16 protein-coding genes are annotated in these 17,531 nt (G+C 71.6%); 11 read left to right on the top strand and 5 right to left on the bottom strand.

What is annotated here, in order from left to right; genetic code table 11:
* Positions 1-24: 24 nt before the first annotated feature.
* From zwf to tkt, 4 genes are all read right to left on the bottom strand, one after another.
* Positions 25-1,575 (bottom strand): glucose-6-phosphate dehydrogenase, encoded by a 1,551-nt coding sequence (gene zwf, locus EV384_RS28635; RefSeq protein WP_130338148.1) that lies wholly within the window; start codon positions 1,573-1,575, stop codon positions 25-27.
* Between the two features lie 2 nt (positions 1,576-1,577).
* A complete protein-coding gene (locus EV384_RS28630) occupies positions 1,578-3,227 on the bottom strand; it encodes a glucose-6-phosphate isomerase (RefSeq protein ID WP_130338146.1) in 1,650 nt (549 codons plus the stop codon).
* 73 nt (positions 3,228-3,300) lie between these two features.
* Entirely contained in the window at positions 3,301-4,479 is a 1,179-nt protein-coding gene (gene tal / locus EV384_RS28625) for a transaldolase (protein WP_130338144.1), read from the bottom strand.
* A 15-nt stretch (positions 4,480-4,494) separates the two neighbouring features.
* Entirely contained in the window at positions 4,495-6,633 is a 2,139-nt protein-coding gene (tkt, locus tag EV384_RS28620) for a transketolase (protein ID WP_130338142.1), read from the bottom strand.
* Positions 6,634-6,901: 268 nt separating this feature from the next.
* Here tkt and EV384_RS28615 point away from each other — a divergent pair, with 268 nt between their 5' ends.
* The 3 genes from EV384_RS28615 (at position 6,902) to EV384_RS28605 (ending at position 9,383) form a co-directional block, all read left to right on the top strand.
* The gene (locus EV384_RS28615) at positions 6,902-7,861 is read left to right on the top strand and encodes a heme o synthase (protein WP_130338140.1); all 960 of its coding nucleotides are present in this window, start codon (positions 6,902-6,904) and stop codon (positions 7,859-7,861) included.
* Positions 7,862-8,121: 260 nt separating this feature from the next.
* A complete protein-coding gene (locus EV384_RS28610; protein ID WP_089013506.1) occupies positions 8,122-8,457 on the top strand; it encodes a hypothetical protein in 336 nt (111 codons plus the stop codon).
* A gap of 8 nt (positions 8,458-8,465) precedes the next feature.
* Positions 8,466-9,383 carry an ATP-grasp domain-containing protein gene (locus tag EV384_RS28605; protein ID WP_130340879.1) on the top strand — a complete coding sequence of 306 codons (918 nt, stop codon included), beginning with the start codon at positions 8,466-8,468 and terminating at the stop codon, positions 9,381-9,383.
* A 37-nt stretch (positions 9,384-9,420) separates the two neighbouring features.
* Here EV384_RS28605 and EV384_RS28600 read toward each other — a convergent pair whose 3' ends face one another.
* Complete coding sequence (locus tag EV384_RS28600) at positions 9,421-10,383, bottom strand: COX15/CtaA family protein (protein WP_207232502.1); 963 nt, start codon at positions 10,381-10,383, stop codon at positions 9,421-9,423.
* A 98-nt stretch (positions 10,384-10,481) separates the two neighbouring features.
* Here EV384_RS28600 and EV384_RS28595 point away from each other — a divergent pair, with 98 nt between their 5' ends.
* The 8 genes from EV384_RS28595 (at position 10,482) to EV384_RS28560 (ending at position 17,187) form a co-directional block, all read left to right on the top strand.
* Complete coding sequence (locus EV384_RS28595; RefSeq protein WP_130338136.1) at positions 10,482-11,231, top strand: helix-turn-helix transcriptional regulator; 750 nt, start codon at positions 10,482-10,484, stop codon at positions 11,229-11,231.
* Positions 11,228-12,658, top strand: coding sequence for a Fe-S cluster assembly protein SufB (gene sufB, locus EV384_RS28590; protein ID WP_130338134.1), 1,431 nt, complete (start codon positions 11,228-11,230; stop codon positions 12,656-12,658). Before EV384_RS28595 ends, sufB begins: the two co-directional genes overlap by 4 nt.
* Before the next feature lie 85 nt (positions 12,659-12,743).
* Positions 12,744-13,886, top strand: a complete 1,143-nt coding sequence (gene sufD / locus EV384_RS28585; RefSeq protein ID WP_130338132.1) for a Fe-S cluster assembly protein SufD — start codon at positions 12,744-12,746, stop codon at positions 13,884-13,886.
* On the top strand, positions 13,886-14,212 hold the full coding sequence (locus EV384_RS28580; RefSeq protein WP_130338130.1) for a non-heme iron oxygenase ferredoxin subunit: 327 nt from the start codon (positions 13,886-13,888) through the stop codon (positions 14,210-14,212). The genes sufD and EV384_RS28580 overlap by 1 nt, the downstream gene beginning before the upstream one ends.
* Positions 14,212-14,985 (top strand): Fe-S cluster assembly ATPase SufC, encoded by a 774-nt coding sequence (sufC, locus tag EV384_RS28575; RefSeq protein WP_130338128.1) that lies wholly within the window; start codon positions 14,212-14,214, stop codon positions 14,983-14,985. The genes EV384_RS28580 and sufC overlap by 1 nt, the downstream gene beginning before the upstream one ends.
* Before the next feature lie 23 nt (positions 14,986-15,008).
* A complete protein-coding gene (locus EV384_RS28570; RefSeq protein ID WP_130338126.1) occupies positions 15,009-16,313 on the top strand; it encodes a cysteine desulfurase in 1,305 nt (434 codons plus the stop codon).
* Positions 16,313-16,789, top strand: coding sequence for a Fe-S cluster assembly sulfur transfer protein SufU (gene sufU / locus EV384_RS28565; protein WP_130338124.1), 477 nt, complete (start codon positions 16,313-16,315; stop codon positions 16,787-16,789). Before EV384_RS28570 ends, sufU begins: the two co-directional genes overlap by 1 nt.
* Positions 16,786-17,187: a metal-sulfur cluster assembly factor gene (locus EV384_RS28560; protein WP_130338122.1), complete on the top strand. Its 402-nt coding sequence runs from the start codon at positions 16,786-16,788 to the stop codon at positions 17,185-17,187. Before sufU ends, EV384_RS28560 begins: the two co-directional genes overlap by 4 nt.
* Positions 17,188-17,531 lie beyond the last annotated feature (344 nt).

Raw genomic sequence — 17,531 nt, 5'->3', positions numbered from 1 at the left:
TCCTGGTTCCCTCGCTGTGCCCGCTCACGCCCGCCGCCAGGCCCGGCCCTCGCGGGCCAGCATCTCGTCGGCCGCCCGCGGGCCCCACTCGCCGGCCCGGTACGGCTCCGGCTTCGTGCCCGCCCAGGCGTGCTCCAGCGGGTCCACCGCCTGCCAGCTCTGCTCGACCTCGGCGGCGTCCGGGAAGAGGGTCCGGTCGCCGATCAGCACGTCCAGCACCAGCCGCTCGTACGCCTCGGGGCTGGACTCGGTGAACGCCTCGCCGTACTGGAAGTCCATCGCGATGTCGCGGACCTCCATGGTGGTGCCGGGCACCTTGGAGCCGAACTTCAACACCACGCCCTCGTCCGGCTGGACCCGGATGACGAGCTGGTTGGGGCCGAGCGACTCCATGTCCGTCGCGTTGAACGGCAGGTGCGGTGCCTTCTTGAACATGATGGCCACCTCGGTGACCCGCCGGGGCAGCCGCTTGCCGGCCCGGATGTAGAAGGGCACCTCCGCCCAGCGGCGGTTCTGGATGCCGAGCCGGACGGCCACGTAGGTCTCCGTGGTGGAGTCCGCCGGCACGCCCTCCTCCTCCAGGTAGCCCACCGCGCGCTCGCCGCCGACCCAGCCGGGCAGGTACTGCCCGCGGACGGTGTCCCGGGCGGCGTCCTTCGGCACGGTGATCGCCTTGAGCACCTTGAGCTTCTCGGTCCGGATCTCGTCGGCGTCGAAGCTGGTCGGCTCCTCCATCGCCACCAGGGCGAGGAGCTGTAGCAGGTGGTTCTGGAGCACGTCGCGGGCGGTGCCGACGGTGTCGTAGAAGCCGGCGCGGGTGCCGATGCCGACGTCCTCGGCCATGGTGATCTGCACCGAGTCGACGTACTTGGAGTTCCACAGCGGCTCGAACAGGTTGTTCGCGAACCGCAGGGCGAGGATGTTCTGGACCGTCTCCTTGCCCAGGTAGTGATCGATCCGGAAGACGTCCTGGCGGGTGAAGACGTCGTCGACCAGGTCGTTCAGCGCCTTCGCCGAGGGCAGGTCGTTGCCGAACGGCTTCTCCACCACCACCCGCCGCCAGCCGCCGGACTTGGCGTTGTCCGCCATGCCGGTGCGGGCCAGTTGCTTGAGCACCACCGGGAAGGCCGCCGGGGGGATGGAGAAGTAGAAGGCGGCGTTGCCCGGGATGCCGTGGGTGTCGCGCAGCTCGTCCAGGGTCGCGGCGAGGTGGTCGAACGCGGCGTCGTCGTCGAACGAGCCGCCGACGAACTTGATGTTGCCGGCGAGCCGCGCCCACACCTCCTCCCGCCACGGGGTCCGGGCGTGCTTCTTCGCCGCCTCGTGGGCCAGCGACTCGAAGTCGCCGTCGCCCCAGTCGCGCCGGGCGAAGCCCAGGACCACGAAACCGGGTGGCAGCAGGCCCCGGTTGGCCAGGTCGTAGACCGCCGGCAACAGCTTCTTGCGGGCCAGGTCCCCGGTCACCCCGAAGATCACCAGAGCGCACGGCTCCGGGATCCGCGGCAGCCGCCGGTCCTGTGCGTCGCGCAGCGGGTTCACGCCGCCTCCTCGCTCCGCCTGGTTCACGTCATTCATCGTCACGTCCGTGTCCGTCCGGCCGCATCCAGCAGCTGGGCGACGCCCGCCGCCCGCTCGGTCAGGTGCAGTCGCAGCACCGGTCGCTCCCGGCCGGCCAGGGCCTGCCGGTCGCCGGCGGCCTGCGCCGCCTGAAGCTCCCCAAAGGTGTACGGGCGTCCCGGGACCGGCAGGTCCTCGGTGACCGCGCCGGTCACCTGGAGGAAGCTGCCGACCTGCGGTCCGCCCTTGTGGTACTGCCCGGTCGAGTGCAGGAAGCGCGGTCCCCACCCGAAGGTCACCGGCCGGCCGGCCGCCTCCGCCAGCAGCGGGCGCAGCCCGGCCACCGCCGCGTCGGCCTGCCGGTCGAGGTACGCCAGCACCGCCAGGTACCCGTCGTCGCCCAGCCCGTCGAGCAGCCACCGCAGCACGCCGGCCAGGTCGCCCGGGGCGGCCGGCGGTGCGTACACCTCGATGGCGCCCTCGACGAACGACGGCGTCTCCGCCGGTGGACCGGAGGCGAGGATCCGGGTGGTGTTCTCCTTGCTCTCGCTGACGTTCGGCTGGTCGAACGGGTCGACCCCGAGCACCACCCCGGCGATCGCGGTGGCGTACTCCCAGGTCAGGAAATGCGCGCCGAGCGGGCCGTTGACCGCCACGTCGGGGCTGCCGCCACCGCCGGGCACGTCGCCGGCGGTCAGCGCCCCGCCGTAGGACACGGTCAGCACGTCGGGGCCGGCGGCGCCGGGCGCCTGCGGGGACTCCACCACCACCGGCAGGATGCCGACCCCGGCCTTGCCGGTCGACTCGGCGAGCAGCTGCTCCGCCCAGTACCCCAGCCCGTCGATGCCGGTGCCGTCGCCGACCAGGGCGACCTTGTCGCGGCCGGTGGTGGCGGCCGCGGCCAGGGCCACCCCCAGCGCCAGGCCCGGGTTGTCCCGGTCCCGGCCCAGCGACCCGCTCAGCGCCTCGGCCTCGTCGAGCAGCTCCGTCACCTCGGCCCCGGCCAGCGCGGACGGGACCAGCCCGAACGCGGTGAGCGCGGAGTACCGGCCGCCCACCTCGGGGTCGGCGAAGATGGTGACCACGCCCATCGCGGCGGCGGTCACCGCCAGCGGCGAGCCCGGGTCGGTGACCACCACGAAGTGCCGGGCGGCCTCCGCCTCGGTCATGCCGGTGTCGAGGAAGGCCTGCCAGTAGGCGCGCCGGTGGCTGTCGGTCTCCACCGTCAAGCCCGACTTGCTGGAGATCACCACGACGGTCCGCTCCAGCCGGTCGGCCAGCGCCGCCCGGACCTGACCCGGGTCGGTGGTGTCCAGCACGGTCAGCGGCCGGCCCAGGGTCCGGGCGATCACCTCGGGGGCGAGCGACGAGCCGCCCATCCCGGCGAGCACCACGTGGTCGAGGTCCTCCAGCTCGGTGGTCAGCTCGGCGAGCTGAGGGAGGAGTTCCCGGCTGCGCCGGTGGGTGTCCAGCCAGCCGAGGCGGGCCTTCGCCGTCGCCTCGGCCTCCGGACCCCACAGCGTCGGGTCCTTCGCGGCCAGCGCGGCGGGCACGCCCCGGGTCACCAGGGCGTCGCGCGCCGAGGCGGGCGCGGACCGGTCGACCGTGTCCGCGCCGTACACGGCCAGCCCGGCGGCCGCGTCCGCCGGGCCGGCCAGCAGGTCGCTCACGTCGTCACCCCGTCGGGTACGGCGACGGCGTGGAGCGCCCCGGGCCGGCCCGGGGCGCATCCGGCGCCGTTCGTCACGCGTTGCCCCCGGCCTGCTCGGCGGCCCGGGCGCTGCCCTTGGCGGCCTGGCCCGGCTTGCCGGCGCCCTTCGCCGCCTCGGCCAGCGACTTCTTCACGCCGTCGAGCAGCTCCAGCCAGCTCGCCTCGAACTTCTCCACGCCCTCGCGCTCCAGCGTGGCGATCACGTCGGACATGTCCACGCCGACCGCCTCGAGGTCGGCGAAGACCTTGCGGGCCTCGTCGTACGAGCCGGTGATGGTGTCGCCGCGGGTCTCCCCGTGGTCGGCGAACGCGTGGATGACCGACTCCGGCATGGTGTTGACCGTGCCGGGGGCGATCAGCTCCTCGACGTAGATGACGTCCCGGTAGTCCGGGTTCTTGGTGGAGGTGGAGGCCCACAGCGGGCGCTGCGGGTGGGCGCCGGCGTCGGCCAGGGCCTGCCACCGGTCGGAGCCGAAGACCTTGCCGTAGCGCTCGTACGCCAGCTTGGCGTTGGCGATCGCGGCCTTGCCGCGCAGCGCCTTGGCCTGGTCCGAGCCGATCTTCTCCAGCCGCTTGTCCACCTCGGTGTCGACCCGGGAGACGAAGAACGAGGCGACCGAGCCGATCTTGGACAGGTCGTGACCGTTCGCCTTCGCCTGCTCCAGGCCGGCGAGGAACGCCTCCATCACCTCGGAGTAGCGGTCCAGCCCGAAGATCAGCGTCACGTTGACGCTGATCCCCTGGGCGAGGGTCGCGGTGATCGCCGGCAGGCCCGCCTTGGTGGCCGGGATCTTGATGAAGAGGTTGGGCCGGTCGATCAGCCACCACAGCGCCCCGGCCTCGGCGACGGTCTTCTCCGTCTCGTGGGCCAGCCGCGGGTCCACCTCGATGGAGACCCGGCCGTCCACCCCGGCGCTCGCGTCGTACGCCGGCCGCATCACGTCGCAGGCCCACCGCACGTCGTACGTGGTGATCATGCGGACGGACTCCTCGAAGTCCACCCCACGGATGGCGAGGTCCTTCAGCTGCCAGTTGTACTCGTCCGCGTCGCTCAGCGCCTTCGCGAAGATGGTCGGGTTGGACGTGACCCCGACCAGGTGCTTCTCCCGGCGCAGCTGGTCCAGCCCGCCGGAGCTGAGTCGGGTCCTCGAAAGATCGTCGAGCCAGATCGCCACACCCGCGGCGCTGAGCTCACCCAGCCTGTCCGTCATGTCCCCCACGCTCCCTCAGTTGCCGGTCGTGTAACCGGTGATCTCGCCCACCCGGGTCAGCGCCGCGTGCGCGGCCGCCACGATCCGGTCGGGGGTGAACCCGAACTGCTCGAAGAGCACGGTGTGCGGCGCGCTCGCCCCGTAGTGCTCCAGGCTCACGCTCTCGCCGCTGTCGCCGACGATTCCGCGCCACGACATGGCGATGCCCGCCTCCACGCTCACCCGTGCCTTTACCCCGCGTGGCAGGACCGACTCCCGGTAGGCCTCGTCCTGCTCGAAGAACCACTCCTGGCAGGGCATGGAGACCACCCGGGTGGGGGTGCCGTCGGCCTCCAGCCGCTCCCGGGCGGTGAGGCAGAGCTGCACCTCGGAACCGGTGCCGACGATGATCACCTGCGGCATGCCGGTGGACGCCTCGGCCAGCACGTAGCCGCCCTTGGCGGCGCCCTCGGCGCCGCCCAGCCGCTCCCGGTCCAGGGTCGGCAGCGGCTGCCGGCTGAGCGCCAGCGCGGTCGGCCGGTCGGTGTGCTCCAGGGCCTGCCGCCACGCCCACGCGGTCTCGTTGGCGTCGGCCGGGCGGACCACGTCCAGGCCGGGGATGGCCCGCAGCGCGGTCAGATGCTCCACCGGCTGGTGGGTGGGGCCGTCCTCACCGAGGCCGATCGAGTCGTGCGTCCAGACGTAGGTCACCGGCAGCTTCATCAGCGCGGCGAGCCGGACGGACGGGCGCATGTAGTCGCTGAACACCAGGAACGTGCCGCCGTACGGGCGGGTGCCGCCGTGCAGGGCGATGCCGTTGAGGATCGCGCCCATGGCGTGCTCACGGATGCCGAAGTGCAGGGTGCGGCCGTACTCGTCGCCCGGGAAGTCCTTGGTCGCGTGCACCGCCGGGATGAAGGACGGCTCGCCCTTCATCGTGGTGTTGTTGCTCTCCGCCAGGTCGGCCGAGCCGCCCCAGAGCTCCGGCAGCACCGGCGCGAGCGCCTCCAGCACCTTGCCGGAGGCGGCCCGGGTGGCCACGCCCTTGGCGTCGGCGGGGAAGGTCGGCAGCGCGTCCGTCCAGCCCTGCGGCAGCACCCGGCCGGCCATCCGGTCGTAGAGCGCCTTGCGCTCCGGGTTGGCCGCGGCCCACGCGTCGAAGGCCGTGGTCCACGCCTGCTGGGCTGCCGCGCCGCGCTCCAGCACCCCGCGGGCGTGCTCGAGAACGTCCTCGTGGACCTCGAAGGTCTTCTGCGGGTCGAAGCCGAGGATCTCCTTGGTGGCCTTCACCTCCTCGGCGCCGAGCGCCGAGCCGTGGATCTTGCCGGTGTTCTTCTTGTTCGGCGCGGGCCAGCCGATGATGGTGCGCAGCGCGATGAAGGAGGGGCGGCCGGTCTCGGCCTTCGCCGCCAGCAGCGCCCGGTACAGCGCCTCGACGTCCTCGTGGTAGTCGCCCTGGTCGGCGTCGCCGCGGCGCCAGTCGACGGTCTGCACGTGCCAGCCGTACGCCTCGTAGCGGGCCGCGACGTCCTCGCTCTTGGCGATCCGGGTGTCGTCCTCGATGGAGATCTCGTTGTCGTCGTAGATCACCGTGAGGTTGCCGAGCTGCTGGTGGCCGGCGAGCGAGCTGACCTCGTGGGAGATGCCCTCCTCGATGTCACCGTCCGAGACGATGCACCAGATGTCGTGGTCGAAGACCGACTCGCCGCGCTCCGACTCCGGGTCGAGGAGGCCGCGCTCCCGACGGGCCGCCATCGCCATGCCGACCGCGTTGCCCAGGCCCTGACCGAGCGGACCGGTGGTGGTCTCCACGCCCGGGGTGTGCCCGTGCTCCGGGTGGCCCGGGGTGAGCGAGCCCCACTGCCGCAGGGCCTTGAGGTCGTCCAGGGCGAGCGGGTAGCCGGAGAGGAAGAGCTGGATGTAGAGGGTCAGGCTGGAGTGCCCGGCGGAGAGCACGAAGCGGTCGCGGCCGGCCCAGTTCGGGTCGGCCGGGTTGTGCCGGATGACCCGGTTGAAGAGCAGGTACGCCGCCGGGGCGAGGCTCATCGCCGTGCCCGGGTGGCCGTTGCCGGATTTCTCCACGGCGTCCATGGCCAGCACGCGGACCGTGTCGACGGCCCTGCGGTCGAGGTCGGACCAGTTGAGAGCGGGAAGCTCGGGTCGGTTGGCAGCCACGATGGTTGTGCTCCTCGGCAGATGGGCGGAACCCTCACTGATGACCCTATCGAGCGGTTCTAAACATGCGCCCGGGGATCTCTGCATGCCGTTCTGTACGTCTCCGACCGGATCGGTCGTTCAACGTCGACTGTGACGACCCGCACCGTTGTCGGGTCCGCCGGGCAGCCAAAACGACGACGCGTAGTGTGTGGGGCGGTGTGTGGACCCCGGGACGGGGTCCGGGCCGACCCGACCTCCCCCTGCCGACGCCGGAAGGTGGCAATCCGTGAGCATGATCACCGAGCGCCCCGTCAGCAACTCTGCCGGGCAGCCGCCGGTGCGCACGGTGGGGGAGGCGTCGGCGACCGGCCGGCGGGACGTCCGGGCGGTGGTGTCGGCGTACGTGGCGCTGACCAAGCCGCGGATCGTCGAGCTGCTGCTGGTCACCACCGTGCCGGCGATGATGCTCGCCGACGGGGGCATGCCGTCGCTCTGGCTGGTCGCCGTGGTGCTGGTCGGCGGCTCGCTCGCCGCCGGCGCGGCCAGCGTCCTCAACTGCTACATCGACCGGGACATCGACCAGCTGATGCGGCGCACCAAGCGCCGTCCGCTGCCGGCGCACACCGTGGCGCCCCGCAACGCGCTCGTCTTCGGGCTGGTGCTGGCGGTGATCTCGGTCGCCCTGATGGCCGCCGCCACCAACTGGCTGGCGGCCGGGCTGACCCTGGCGGCGATCGCCTACTACGACCTCGTCTACACGCTCTGGCTGAAGCGGACCACCGCCGCCAACACCTTCTGGGGCGGGGCGTGCGGGGCGGCGCCGGTGCTGATCGGCTGGGCCGCGGTCACCGGCTCGCTGGCCCCCGCCGCGTGGGGCCTGTTCGCCGTGGTCTTCTTCTGGCAGATGCCGCACTTCTACGCGCTGGCCATCAAGTACAAGGCCGACTACGCCCGGGCCGGCATCCCGATGCTGCCGGTGGTGGCCTCGGTGCGCCGGGTCAACGCCGAGATCATCATCTTCTCCTGGCTGACCCTGCTCTCCTCGCTGGCCGTCTGGCCGCTGGGGATGAGCCCGATCTACGGGGTCACCGCGCTGGTGGTGGGCGGCATCTTCGTGGTCGAGGCGCACAAGCTCTGCCGGCGGGCGGCCCGCGGTGAGGCGGTCAAGCCGATGCGGCTGTTCCACTGGTCGACCACGTACCTCACGATCCTCTTCGCGGCCGTCGCGCTCGACGCGCTGATCTGACCTGTCCGACCCACTCCGGGCAGTCACCGGGGTGGATGGCTTTACGCAGGTCGCAGATTTCATCAGAATTTTTTTCGCCCTGAGTCCGGGGGGCTCAAGCCGGACAGACTGTGACTATCCGCCCCGCCCGATTCGCCCGGACTTACCGGACATGTCCGGGCGAATCACCTGTGGTCTTCCTTAAACCCGTAGGTAATTGGCATCACAAATTGTTCATGCTTCTCGCACATGTGGGTGGAAGTCTGCTTAGGCTTCGCGTCATGGCAGATGGTTCCGATACGACGCTGACGGCTCAGCAGGCCGCCCCCGAGCAGGCCCCCAACGGTCTGGTTTCGGGCATCAAGTCGTTCGCCGCCGGGCACGGCGGCGCGAAGGCGGTCATCGAGTACGTCGGCAAGCGCGGTGCACGGATCGTCCTCGTGGGTGAGGACGGGGCGTGGGCCGACCAGTTCGCGGACGGCACCGACGTCGCGCGGCAGGCCTGCGCCAAGGCGGGAGTCACCGTTGAGAACGCCTGGGAGCGTGAACTGATGGACCAGATGCGTCCGAGCAACGACCTCTGGCGGTCGATGGCACGCCGCACGATGGCCCGTTGACAGATAAATTGATCGATCACCACCAGTCGGCCCGGGGGGAACCCCGGGTCGCTCTCGTCACCTGCACCGAACTGTCGGATCTCGACCCGGACGACCGGCTCGTGCTCGCGCCGCTGGCCGCCCGGGGGATCGCCGCCGAGGCGGTGGTCTGGGACGACCCGGCCGTCGACTGGCCCGCGTACGACCTGGCCGTGCTCCGCTCGCCCTGGGACTACGCGCTGCGCCGCGACGAGTTCGTCGCCTGGGCCCGGACCGTGCCGGCCCTGGCCAATTCGGCCGAGGTGGTCCGCTGGAACACCGACAAGCGCTACCTGGCCGAGCTCTCCGCCGCCGGCGTGCCCACCGTGCCCACCGCGTGGGTGGCGCCCGGGGAGGGCTGGGTGGCCGCGCGGTCCGGCGAGTACGTCGTCAAGCCCGCGGTGAGCGCCGGCAGCCAGGACACCGGCCGGTACGACCTGGCCGACCCGGAGCACCGCGCCCTGGCCGTCGCGCACGTCCGGCGGCTCTCCGACGCGGGCCGGCTGACCATGGTGCAGCCCTACCTGCACGCGGTCGACACGGCCGGCGAGACGGCACTGCTCTTCCTGGCCGGTCCGGACGGGCTCCGGTTCAGCCACGCGATCCGCAAGGGCCCCATGCTGACCGGCCCGGACCTGGGCGTCGAGGGGCTCTACAAGGTCGAGGAGATCAGCGCCCGGACGGCCGCCCCCGCGCAGTTGGCGGTCGCGGAGCAGGCCCTCGCCGCGGTGCCCGGCGGCACCGGGCAGCTGCTCTACGCCCGGGTGGACCTCATCCCTGGTCCGGACGGGGCGCCCGTCCTGGTCGAGCTGGAGCTCACCGAGCCCTCGCTCTTCATCGGCTACGCCGACGGCGCCCCCGACCGCCTGGCCGACGCGATCGTCACCCACCTGGCCGGTCCGGCCTGACCGCATCCGTTCCCGTCCCGCGACCGGCGGGGCGGGCTCAGGCGGCGGCGGTGACCGGCTCGGCGGCCGGCACGGTGTCCGCGGCGGGCGGGACGGCCCGACGCTCGCGGGTCGACCAGAGCACCCCGAGGGTGGCCAGCAGGACCAGGCAGGAGCCGAGCATGTGCGCGGCGACCAGCGCCGCCGGCAGCTGGGTGAAGTACTGCACGAAGCCGATCAGGCCCTGCCCGAGCTCCACCGCGACCAGCACGACGGCGGCCCGGGCGGCCCGGGTCGCGCCGACCGCCCGGAAGGCGAAGATCAGCGCCACGGAGAGGCCGATCAGCAGGAAGACGCCGTCGGCGTGCACCTGGGAGATCGCCTCGGGGTCCAGGCCGTTGCGGGCGGCGCCCTGGTCGCCGGCGTGCGGGCCGCTGCCGGTCACCCAGGTGCCGACCACCAGCACGGCCGCGCCGACCAGCGTGGTGAGCAGGGCGAGGGCGCGCAGCGGGGCGGGCACGGCGGGGGTCGTCGGCCCGTCCGGCTCGACGGTGCGCCGCCAGAGGGCGTACGCGGCGGCGATGACCACCATCGAGGCGAGGAAGTGCAGCCCGACCACCCACGGGTTGAGGTTGGTCAGCACGGTGAACCCGCCGATCACCGCCTGCGCGGGGATGCCCAGGAAGACCGCGACGGCCAGCGGCAGCAGCCCGCGCGGGCGGGGGCGCCGGGCCAGCACGGCGAGCAGCACGGCGAGCGCGATGATCCCGACCGCGAAGGTGAGCAGTCGGTTGCCGAACTCGATCACCCCGTGCGCGCCCATCTCGGCCGTGGTGACGTACGACCCGTCGGTGCACCGGGGCCAGGTGGGGCAGCCGAGGCCGGATGCGGTGAGCCGCACGGCCCCGCCGGTGACCACGATCGCGACGTTCGCGATGATCGAGGCGTACGCGAGGCGGCGCAGCAGCGAGGCGGAGACCGGGAACCGGACGGAAGGCTTCACGGAGCGAATCCTACGCACCGTAGTTGACCCCGATCGGGCGACTCGGCCGGGCCGGTGGTCGGGATCACCGGGACCCGGGTTTGCGAGCCTCCGACGAATTACGTAACGTTGGCGTTGTGAAAAACGCGGCGGAGCTCTCCGAGCACCTGCCGGCGACCGCACCGGTCGCCGGTGCGGCCGCGTCCGATCTTTCCACCCGGGACCGGGTCACCCAGCTCCTGCTGGAGCGGGGGGCGACCACCGCCGCGCAGCTGGGTTCGGCGCTCGGGCTCAGCCCGGCGGCGATCCGCCGGCACCTCGACGCGATGCTCGCCGACGGCGACGTCGTCGCCCGCGAGCAGACGGTGCGGGGCAGCCGCGGTCGGGGTCGCCCGGCCAAGGTGTTCCTGCTGACCGACGCCGCCCGGGTCCGCTGCGGCACCCACCACTACGACAACATCGCCACCGCCGCGCTGCGCTGGATCGCCAGCAACGGCGGCCCGGAGGCGGTGGACGCGTTCGCCGCCGACCAGGTCGCCGCCCTGGAGGACCGCTGCCGGGCCGCGATGGAGGACGCCGGCGACGATCCCCTCGCGCGGGCGGAGGCGCTCGCCGAGGCGCTCACCGCCGAGGGTTACGCTGCCAACGCGTCCACGATCGCCTCCGGCGGCCAGCTCTGCCAGCACCACTGCCCGGTGGCGCACGTGGCCGCCGAGTTCCCCCAGCTGTGCGAGGCCGAGACCGCGGTGATCTCCCGTCTGGTCGGCACCCACGTGCAGCGCCTGGCCACCATCGCGCACGGCGACGGGGTGTGCACCACGCACATCCCGACCCAGCCGCGTGCCCAGTCCGGTAACACCGTCACCACTGTGAGGACAGATAAATGACCGAGCAGATCGTCCAGCCCCTGACCCAGGAGGAGCAGCTCGCCGCCCTCGGTCGCTACGAGTACGGCTGGTCCGACTCCGACGCCGCCGGGGCTGTCGCCCAGCGTGGCCTCAACGAGGCGGTGGTGCGGGACATCTCGGCGAAGAAGAACGAGCCGGCCTGGATGCTCGACCTGCGCCTGAAGGGCCTGCGGTTGTTCGGCCGCAAGCCGATGCCGGCCTGGGGCGCGGACCTCACCGGGATCGACTTCGACAACATCAAGTACTTCGTCCGGTCCACCGAGAAGCAGGCCGCCAGCTGGGAGGACCTGCCCGAGGACATCAAGAACACCTACGACCGGCTGGGCATCCCCGAGGCGGAGAAGCAGCGGCTGGTCGCCGGTGTCGCGGCACAGTACGAGTCCGAGGTCGTCTACCACAAGATCCGTGAGGACCTCGAGGAGCAGGGTGTCATCTTCCTGGACACCGACACCGCGCTGCGCGAGCACGAGGACGTCTTCAAGGAGTACTTCGGCACGGTCATCCCGGTCGGCGACAACAAGTTCGCCGCGCTGAACACCTCCGTCTGGTCCGGTGGCTCGTTCATCTACGTGCCGAAGGGCGTGCACGTGGAGATCCCGCTGCAGGCCTACTTCCGGATCAACACGGAGAACATGGGCCAGTTCGAGCGGACGCTGATCATCGTCGACGAGGGTGCGTACGTGCACTACGTCGAGGGCTGCACCGCGCCGCTGTACTCCTCCGACTCGCTGCACAGCGCGGTCGTGGAGATCATCGTCAAGAAGAACGCGCGCTGCCGCTACACGACCATCCAGAACTGGTCGAACAACGTCTACAACCTGGTCACCAAGCGCGCCGTCTGCCACGAGGGCGCGACCATGGAGTGGGTCGACGGCAACATCGGCTCCAAGGTCACCATGAAGTACCCGGCGGTCTACATGACCGGCGAGCACGCCAAGGGCGAGGTGCTCTCGGTGGCCATGGCCGGCGAGGGCCAGCACCAGGACGCGGGCGCCAAGATGGTGCACGCCGCGCCGCACACCTCCTCCACCATCATCTCCAAGTCGATCGCCCGGGGCGGCGGCCGCACGTCCTACCGCGGCCTGGTGCAGGTGCTGGAGGGCTCGCACAGCAGCCGGAGCACGGTCAAGTGCGACGCGCTGCTGGTCGACACCATCTCCCGCTCGGACACCTACCCGTACGTCGACATCCGCGAGGACGACGTGTCGATGGGGCACGAGGCCACCGTCTCCAAGATCAGCGACGACCAGCTCTTCTACCTGATGAGCCGGGGCCTGAGCGAGGACGAGGCGATGGCGATGATCGTGCGCGGCTTCATCGAGCCGATCGCCAAGGAGCTCCCGATGGAGTACGCCCTGGAGCTCAACCGCCTGATCGAGCTCCAGATGGAGGGCGCGGTCGGCTGACGCCGTCCACGTTGCGGCGGGCCGTGCCTGGCCCGGCCCGCCCTCCGGTTTAACTGACACCGTCGTCGTAGAACACAAGGAAGAGATGACTACCCAGGCTTCCGCGCCGCCCAGCACCAAGTCGCAGGCGCTCCGCTCGTACGACGTCGCCGACTTCCCGGCCCTGACGGGCCTGGAGGAGGAGTGGCGTTTCACCCCGCTCAAGCGCCTGCGCGGCCTGGTCGGCGGGGCGCCGGCCGCGACCGGCACGGTCCGGCACGAGTACGGCGACCTGCCCGAGGGCGTCACCGTCTCCCGGATCGGCACGGACGACCCGCGGGTGGGCAGCGTGCTCACCCCGGTCGACCGGGTCAGCGCGCTCGCCTACGGCGGCGCCGCGGACGCGCTGCTGGTCCAGGTGGATCCCTCGGCCGTGGTTGCGGCGCCGGTGAGCCTGCGGGTGGTCGGCGACGGCGCCGAGGGCGTGGCGTTCGGGCACACCTTCGTCGAGGTGGGCCGGTTCGCCGAGGTGACCGTGGTGCTGGAGCACGCGGGCTCCGCGACCCTCGCGGACAACGTCGAGGTGGCGGTGGCCGAGGGCGCGAAGCTGACCCTGGTCACCATCGCCGACTGGGCGGACGACGCGGTCCAGGCGCAGCACCTGAAGGTCAAGCTGGGCCGGGACGCCAAGGTGATCCACGTCCAGGTCAGCCTCGGCGGCGACCTGGTCCGGCAGTACACCAGCGTGGAGTACGCCGACCGGGGCGGCGAGGCCGAGCTGTACGGCGTCTACTTCGCCGACGCGGGCCAGCACCTGGAGCACCGCCAGCTGGTCGACCACGCCGTGCCGGACTGCCGCAGCTACGTCGGCTACCGGGGCGCCCTGCAGGGCGAGAGCGCGCACACCGTCTGGGTGGGTGACGTGCTGATCCGCGCCGAGGCGACCGGCACCGACACGTACGAGATCAACCGGAACCTGCTGCTCACCGACGGCGCCCGGGCGGACTCCGTGCCGAACCTGGAGATCGAGACCGGCGAGATCGCCGGCGCCGGCCACGCGAGCGCGACCGGCCGCTTCGACGACGAGCAGCTCTTCTACCTGATGGCCCGGGGCATCCCGGCGGGCGAGGCCCGCCGCCTGGTGGTCCGCGGCTTCTTCGCCGAGCTGATCAACAAGATCCCGGTCGAGGAGCTGCGCGAGCGGCTCGGCGACGCGATCGAGGCGCGACTGGCCAAGGCCGGCGCCTGATGATCAAGATCTGCTCGACCGAGGACGTGTCGAAGGGCACCGCGATCAGCGCCGACGTGGACGGCACCCAGATCGCCATCGTGCACGGCGAGGACGACAACTTCTACGCCGTGTACGACGAGTGCTCGCACGCCGCGGTGGCCCTCTCCGAGGGCGAGGTCGACGGGTGCACGCTGGAATGCTGGCTGCACGGATCCCGTTTCGACCTTAGGACGGGTGAGCCCACCGGGCTGCCCGCGACCGAACCCGTTCCCGTCTATCCCGTCGAAGTCCGCGACGGCGACATCTACGTCAGCCTGACGCCGAGCAATGGAGTGACCCGATAATGAGCACCCTGGAGATCCGCGACCTGAAGGTGTCGGTCAAGCTGCCCGAGGGTGAGCTCAAGCCGATCCTGGCCGGTGTCGACCTGACCGTGAAGTCGGGGGAGACCCACGCGATCATGGGCCCGAACGGCTCCGGCAAGTCCACCCTGGCGTACTCGATCGCCGGCCACCCCAAGTACGAGATCACCAGCGGCTCGGTGACCCTCGACGGCGAGGACGTGCTGGCCATGTCCGTCGACGAGCGGGCCCGCGCCGGCCTCTTCCTGGCCATGCAGTACCCGGTCGAGGTCCCCGGCGTCTCGGTCGCCAACTTCCTGCGTACCGCCAAGACCGCCATCGACGGCGAGGCCCCGAAGCTGCGCACCTGGGGCGGCGAGCTGCGCGGCGCCATGGAGCGCCTCCAGATGGACCCGGCGTTCGCCCAGCGCAACGTCAACGAGGGTTTCTCCGGCGGTGAGAAGAAGCGGCACGAGATCGTGCAGCTGGAGCTGCTCAAGCCGAAGATGGCGATCCTCGACGAGACCGACTCCGGCCTCGACGTGGACGCGCTGCGCGTGGTCAGCGAGGGCGTCAACCGGGTCCGCGACACCGGCGACACCGGCCTGCTGCTGATCACCCACTACACCCGGATCCTGCGCTACATCAAGCCCGACTACGTGCACGTCTTCGTCGCCGGCCGGATCGTCGAGCAGGGCGGCCCGGAGCTGGCCGACAAGCTCGAGGAAGAGGGCTACGAGCGGTACGTCGCCGGAGCCGGCGCCGCGCGGGCCTGACACGAACGACAGGGGCCGCTGAGATGACCACCATCGCCATCCCCGAGGGGATGCCGCAGTACGACGACGTGCCGCGTTTCGACGTGGCCGCGGTGCGCGCCGACTTCCCGATCCTCGACCGGGAGATCAACGGGCACCGGCTGGTCTATCTCGACAGCGCCAACACCTCGCACAAGCCGCGGCAGGTGCTCGACGTGCTCGCCGAGCACTACGCGATGCACAACGCCAACGTGTCGCGCTCGGTGCACACGCTGGGCACCGAGGCGACCGAGGCGTACGAGGGGGCGCGGGCGAAGATCGCCGCGTTCATCAACGCGCCGAGCGTGGACGAGGTGGTGTTCACCAAGAACTCCACCGAGGCGATCAACATCGTGGCGTACGCGTTCTCCAACGCCACGCTGCGGCCCGACGCCGACCCGCGGTTCCGGCTGGGGCCGGGCGACGAGATCGTGATCTCCGAGATGGAGCACCACTCGAACATCGTCCCGTGGCAGTTGCTCTGCGAGCGGACCGGCGCGACCCTGCGCTGGTTCCCGGTCACCGAGCAGGGCCGGCTCGACGAGTCCGGGCTGGCGGAGCTGGTCACCGAGCGGACGAAGATCGTCTCGCTGGTGCACACCTCCAACATCCTCGGCACGGTCAACGCCACCTCGCGGATCACCCAGCGGGTCCGTGAGGTGGGCGCGCTGCTGCTGCTCGACTGCTCGCAGTCGGTGCCGCACATGCCGATGGACGTGGTCGACTACGACGCCGACTTCATCGTCTTCACCGGTCACAAGATGTGCGGCCCGACCGGCGTCGGCGTGCTCTGGGGCCGGGGCGAGCTGCTCGCCGCGATGCCCCCGGTGCTCGGCGGCGGCTCGATGATCGAGACGGTCACCATGGCCCGGTCCACCTTCGCGGCGCCGCCGGCCCGGTTCGAGGCGGGCACCCCGCCGATCGCCGAGGCGGTCGCGCTCGGCGCGGCGGTGGACTACCTCAGCGGGATCGGGATGCGCGCCATCCAGTGGCACGAGAAGGAGCTGACCGCGTACGCGCTGGACGCCCTCGCCACGGTGCCCGGGCTGCGGATCTTCGGCCCGAACGTGCCGGTCGGCCGGGGCGGGACGATCTCGTTCGCGCTCGGCGACATCCACCCGCACGACGTGGGGCAGGTCCTCGACTCGCTCGGCGTGCAGGTGCGGGTGGGGCACCACTGCGCGAAGCCGGTGTGCACCCGGTTCGGCGTTCCGGCCATGACGCGGGCGTCGTTCTACCTGTACACCACCACGGCGGAGATCGACGCGCTGGTGGCGGGTCTCGAGCAGGTGCGGAAGGTGTTCGACTGATGCAGCTCGACCAGCTCTACCAGGAGATCATCCTGGACCACTACAAGCACCCGCACGGCCGTGGCCTGCGGGACGCGGCGGACGCGGACGCCCGGGTCGGCGAGGCGCATCACGTCAACCCGACCTGCGGTGACGAGATCACCGTACGGGTGGCCACCGACGGCAAGGTGTTCACCGACATCTCGTACGACGGCATGGGCTGCTCGATCAGCCAGGCGTCGGCGAGCGTGCTGCACGAGCTGCTGCGCGGCCGGGCCGCGGACGACGCGGCCACGGTGCACGAGGCGTTCGTCGAGTTGATGTCCGGACGTGGCCAGGTCACGCCGGACGAAGAGGTGCTCGGAGACGGGGTGGCGTTCGCGGGTGTCGCGCGCTACCCGGCCCGGGTGAAGTGCGCGCTGCTGTCGTGGATGGCGTTCAAGGATGCCGCGGCACGCGCCGGCGTGGGCGTGAGCCCTACGGAGGTGAAGGCATGAGTTCTGAGGAGATCACCGGCACGGCGGCCGGCGCTGTGGCGGAGGCCGGCGCGGCTCCCGCGGCGACGGGCGGCAAGGCGGCCCTCGCCGACATCGAGGAGGCGATGAAGGACGTCGTCGACCCCGAGCTGGGCATCAACGTGGTCGACCTCGGCCTCGTGTACGGCGTGCACGTCGACGACGACAACGTGGCCACGCTGGACATGACGCTGACCTCGGCGGCGTGCCCGCTGACCGACGTGATCGAGGACCAGGCCCGGCAGGCGTTGACCACCGGCCCCGGCGGGGGACTGGTCAACGACATCCGGATCAACTGGGTCTGGCTGCCGCCATGGGGTCCGGACAAGATCACCGATGAGGGTCGGGACCAGCTCCGTTCCCTCGGCTTCAACGTCTGACCCGACTGCGGTCGGTCCTCATCGAGCGCGGTGCCCCCGGGGGCACCGCGCTCGACGCGTTCCCGGACCTGCCGGCGGGGCGGATGCCCGCCCACCAGCCATGATCCTTTGCGGTTCCCGGGTCTGACACGCCGGGTGGAAGGACCGAGGACGTCAGACGATCTTGTCGGGCCCCCGGAGGCCCCGCCTCGGTTCCCGGCGGGGGCGGCCCCGGCCGTCGGCGCGAAATCCGCTTCCGCCGCCCCTCCGGCGCGGCCACAATGACCCGGTGACCGATCTCCGCATCCGCCCAGCTGTCCCCGCCCACGCCGTCGTCGACGCGGGGCGACAGCAGCCGGCGGCTG

The sequence above is a fragment of the Micromonospora kangleipakensis genome, assembly GCF_004217615.1.
Taxonomy (GTDB): domain Bacteria; phylum Actinomycetota; class Actinomycetes; order Mycobacteriales; family Micromonosporaceae; genus Micromonospora; species Micromonospora kangleipakensis.
Note: the sequence above shows the minus strand (reverse complement) of the source record. Positions and strands in the feature narration are given on the sequence as shown.

Excerpts from the sequence above, each read along its gene's own strand:
- zwf (WP_130338148.1), bottom strand. The coding sequence starts at position 1,575 with ATGAATGACGTGAACCAGGCGGAGCGAGGAGGCGGCGTGAACCCGCTG.
- tal (WP_130338144.1), bottom strand. The coding sequence starts at position 4,479 with ATGACGGACAGGCTGGGTGAGCTCAGCGCCGCGGGTGTGGCGATCTGG.
- EV384_RS28610 (WP_089013506.1), top strand. The coding sequence starts at position 8,122 with ATGGCAGATGGTTCCGATACGACGCTGACGGCTCAGCAGGCCGCCCCC.
- sufB (WP_130338134.1), top strand. The coding sequence starts at position 11,228 with ATGACCGAGCAGATCGTCCAGCCCCTGACCCAGGAGGAGCAGCTCGCC.
- sufD (WP_130338132.1), top strand. The coding sequence starts at position 12,744 with ATGACTACCCAGGCTTCCGCGCCGCCCAGCACCAAGTCGCAGGCGCTC.
- EV384_RS28580 (WP_130338130.1), top strand. The coding sequence starts at position 13,886 with ATGATCAAGATCTGCTCGACCGAGGACGTGTCGAAGGGCACCGCGATC.
- sufC (WP_130338128.1), top strand. The coding sequence starts at position 14,212 with ATGAGCACCCTGGAGATCCGCGACCTGAAGGTGTCGGTCAAGCTGCCC.
- EV384_RS28570 (WP_130338126.1), top strand. The coding sequence starts at position 15,009 with ATGACCACCATCGCCATCCCCGAGGGGATGCCGCAGTACGACGACGTG.
- sufU (WP_130338124.1), top strand. The coding sequence starts at position 16,313 with ATGCAGCTCGACCAGCTCTACCAGGAGATCATCCTGGACCACTACAAG.
- EV384_RS28560 (WP_130338122.1), top strand. The coding sequence starts at position 16,786 with ATGAGTTCTGAGGAGATCACCGGCACGGCGGCCGGCGCTGTGGCGGAG.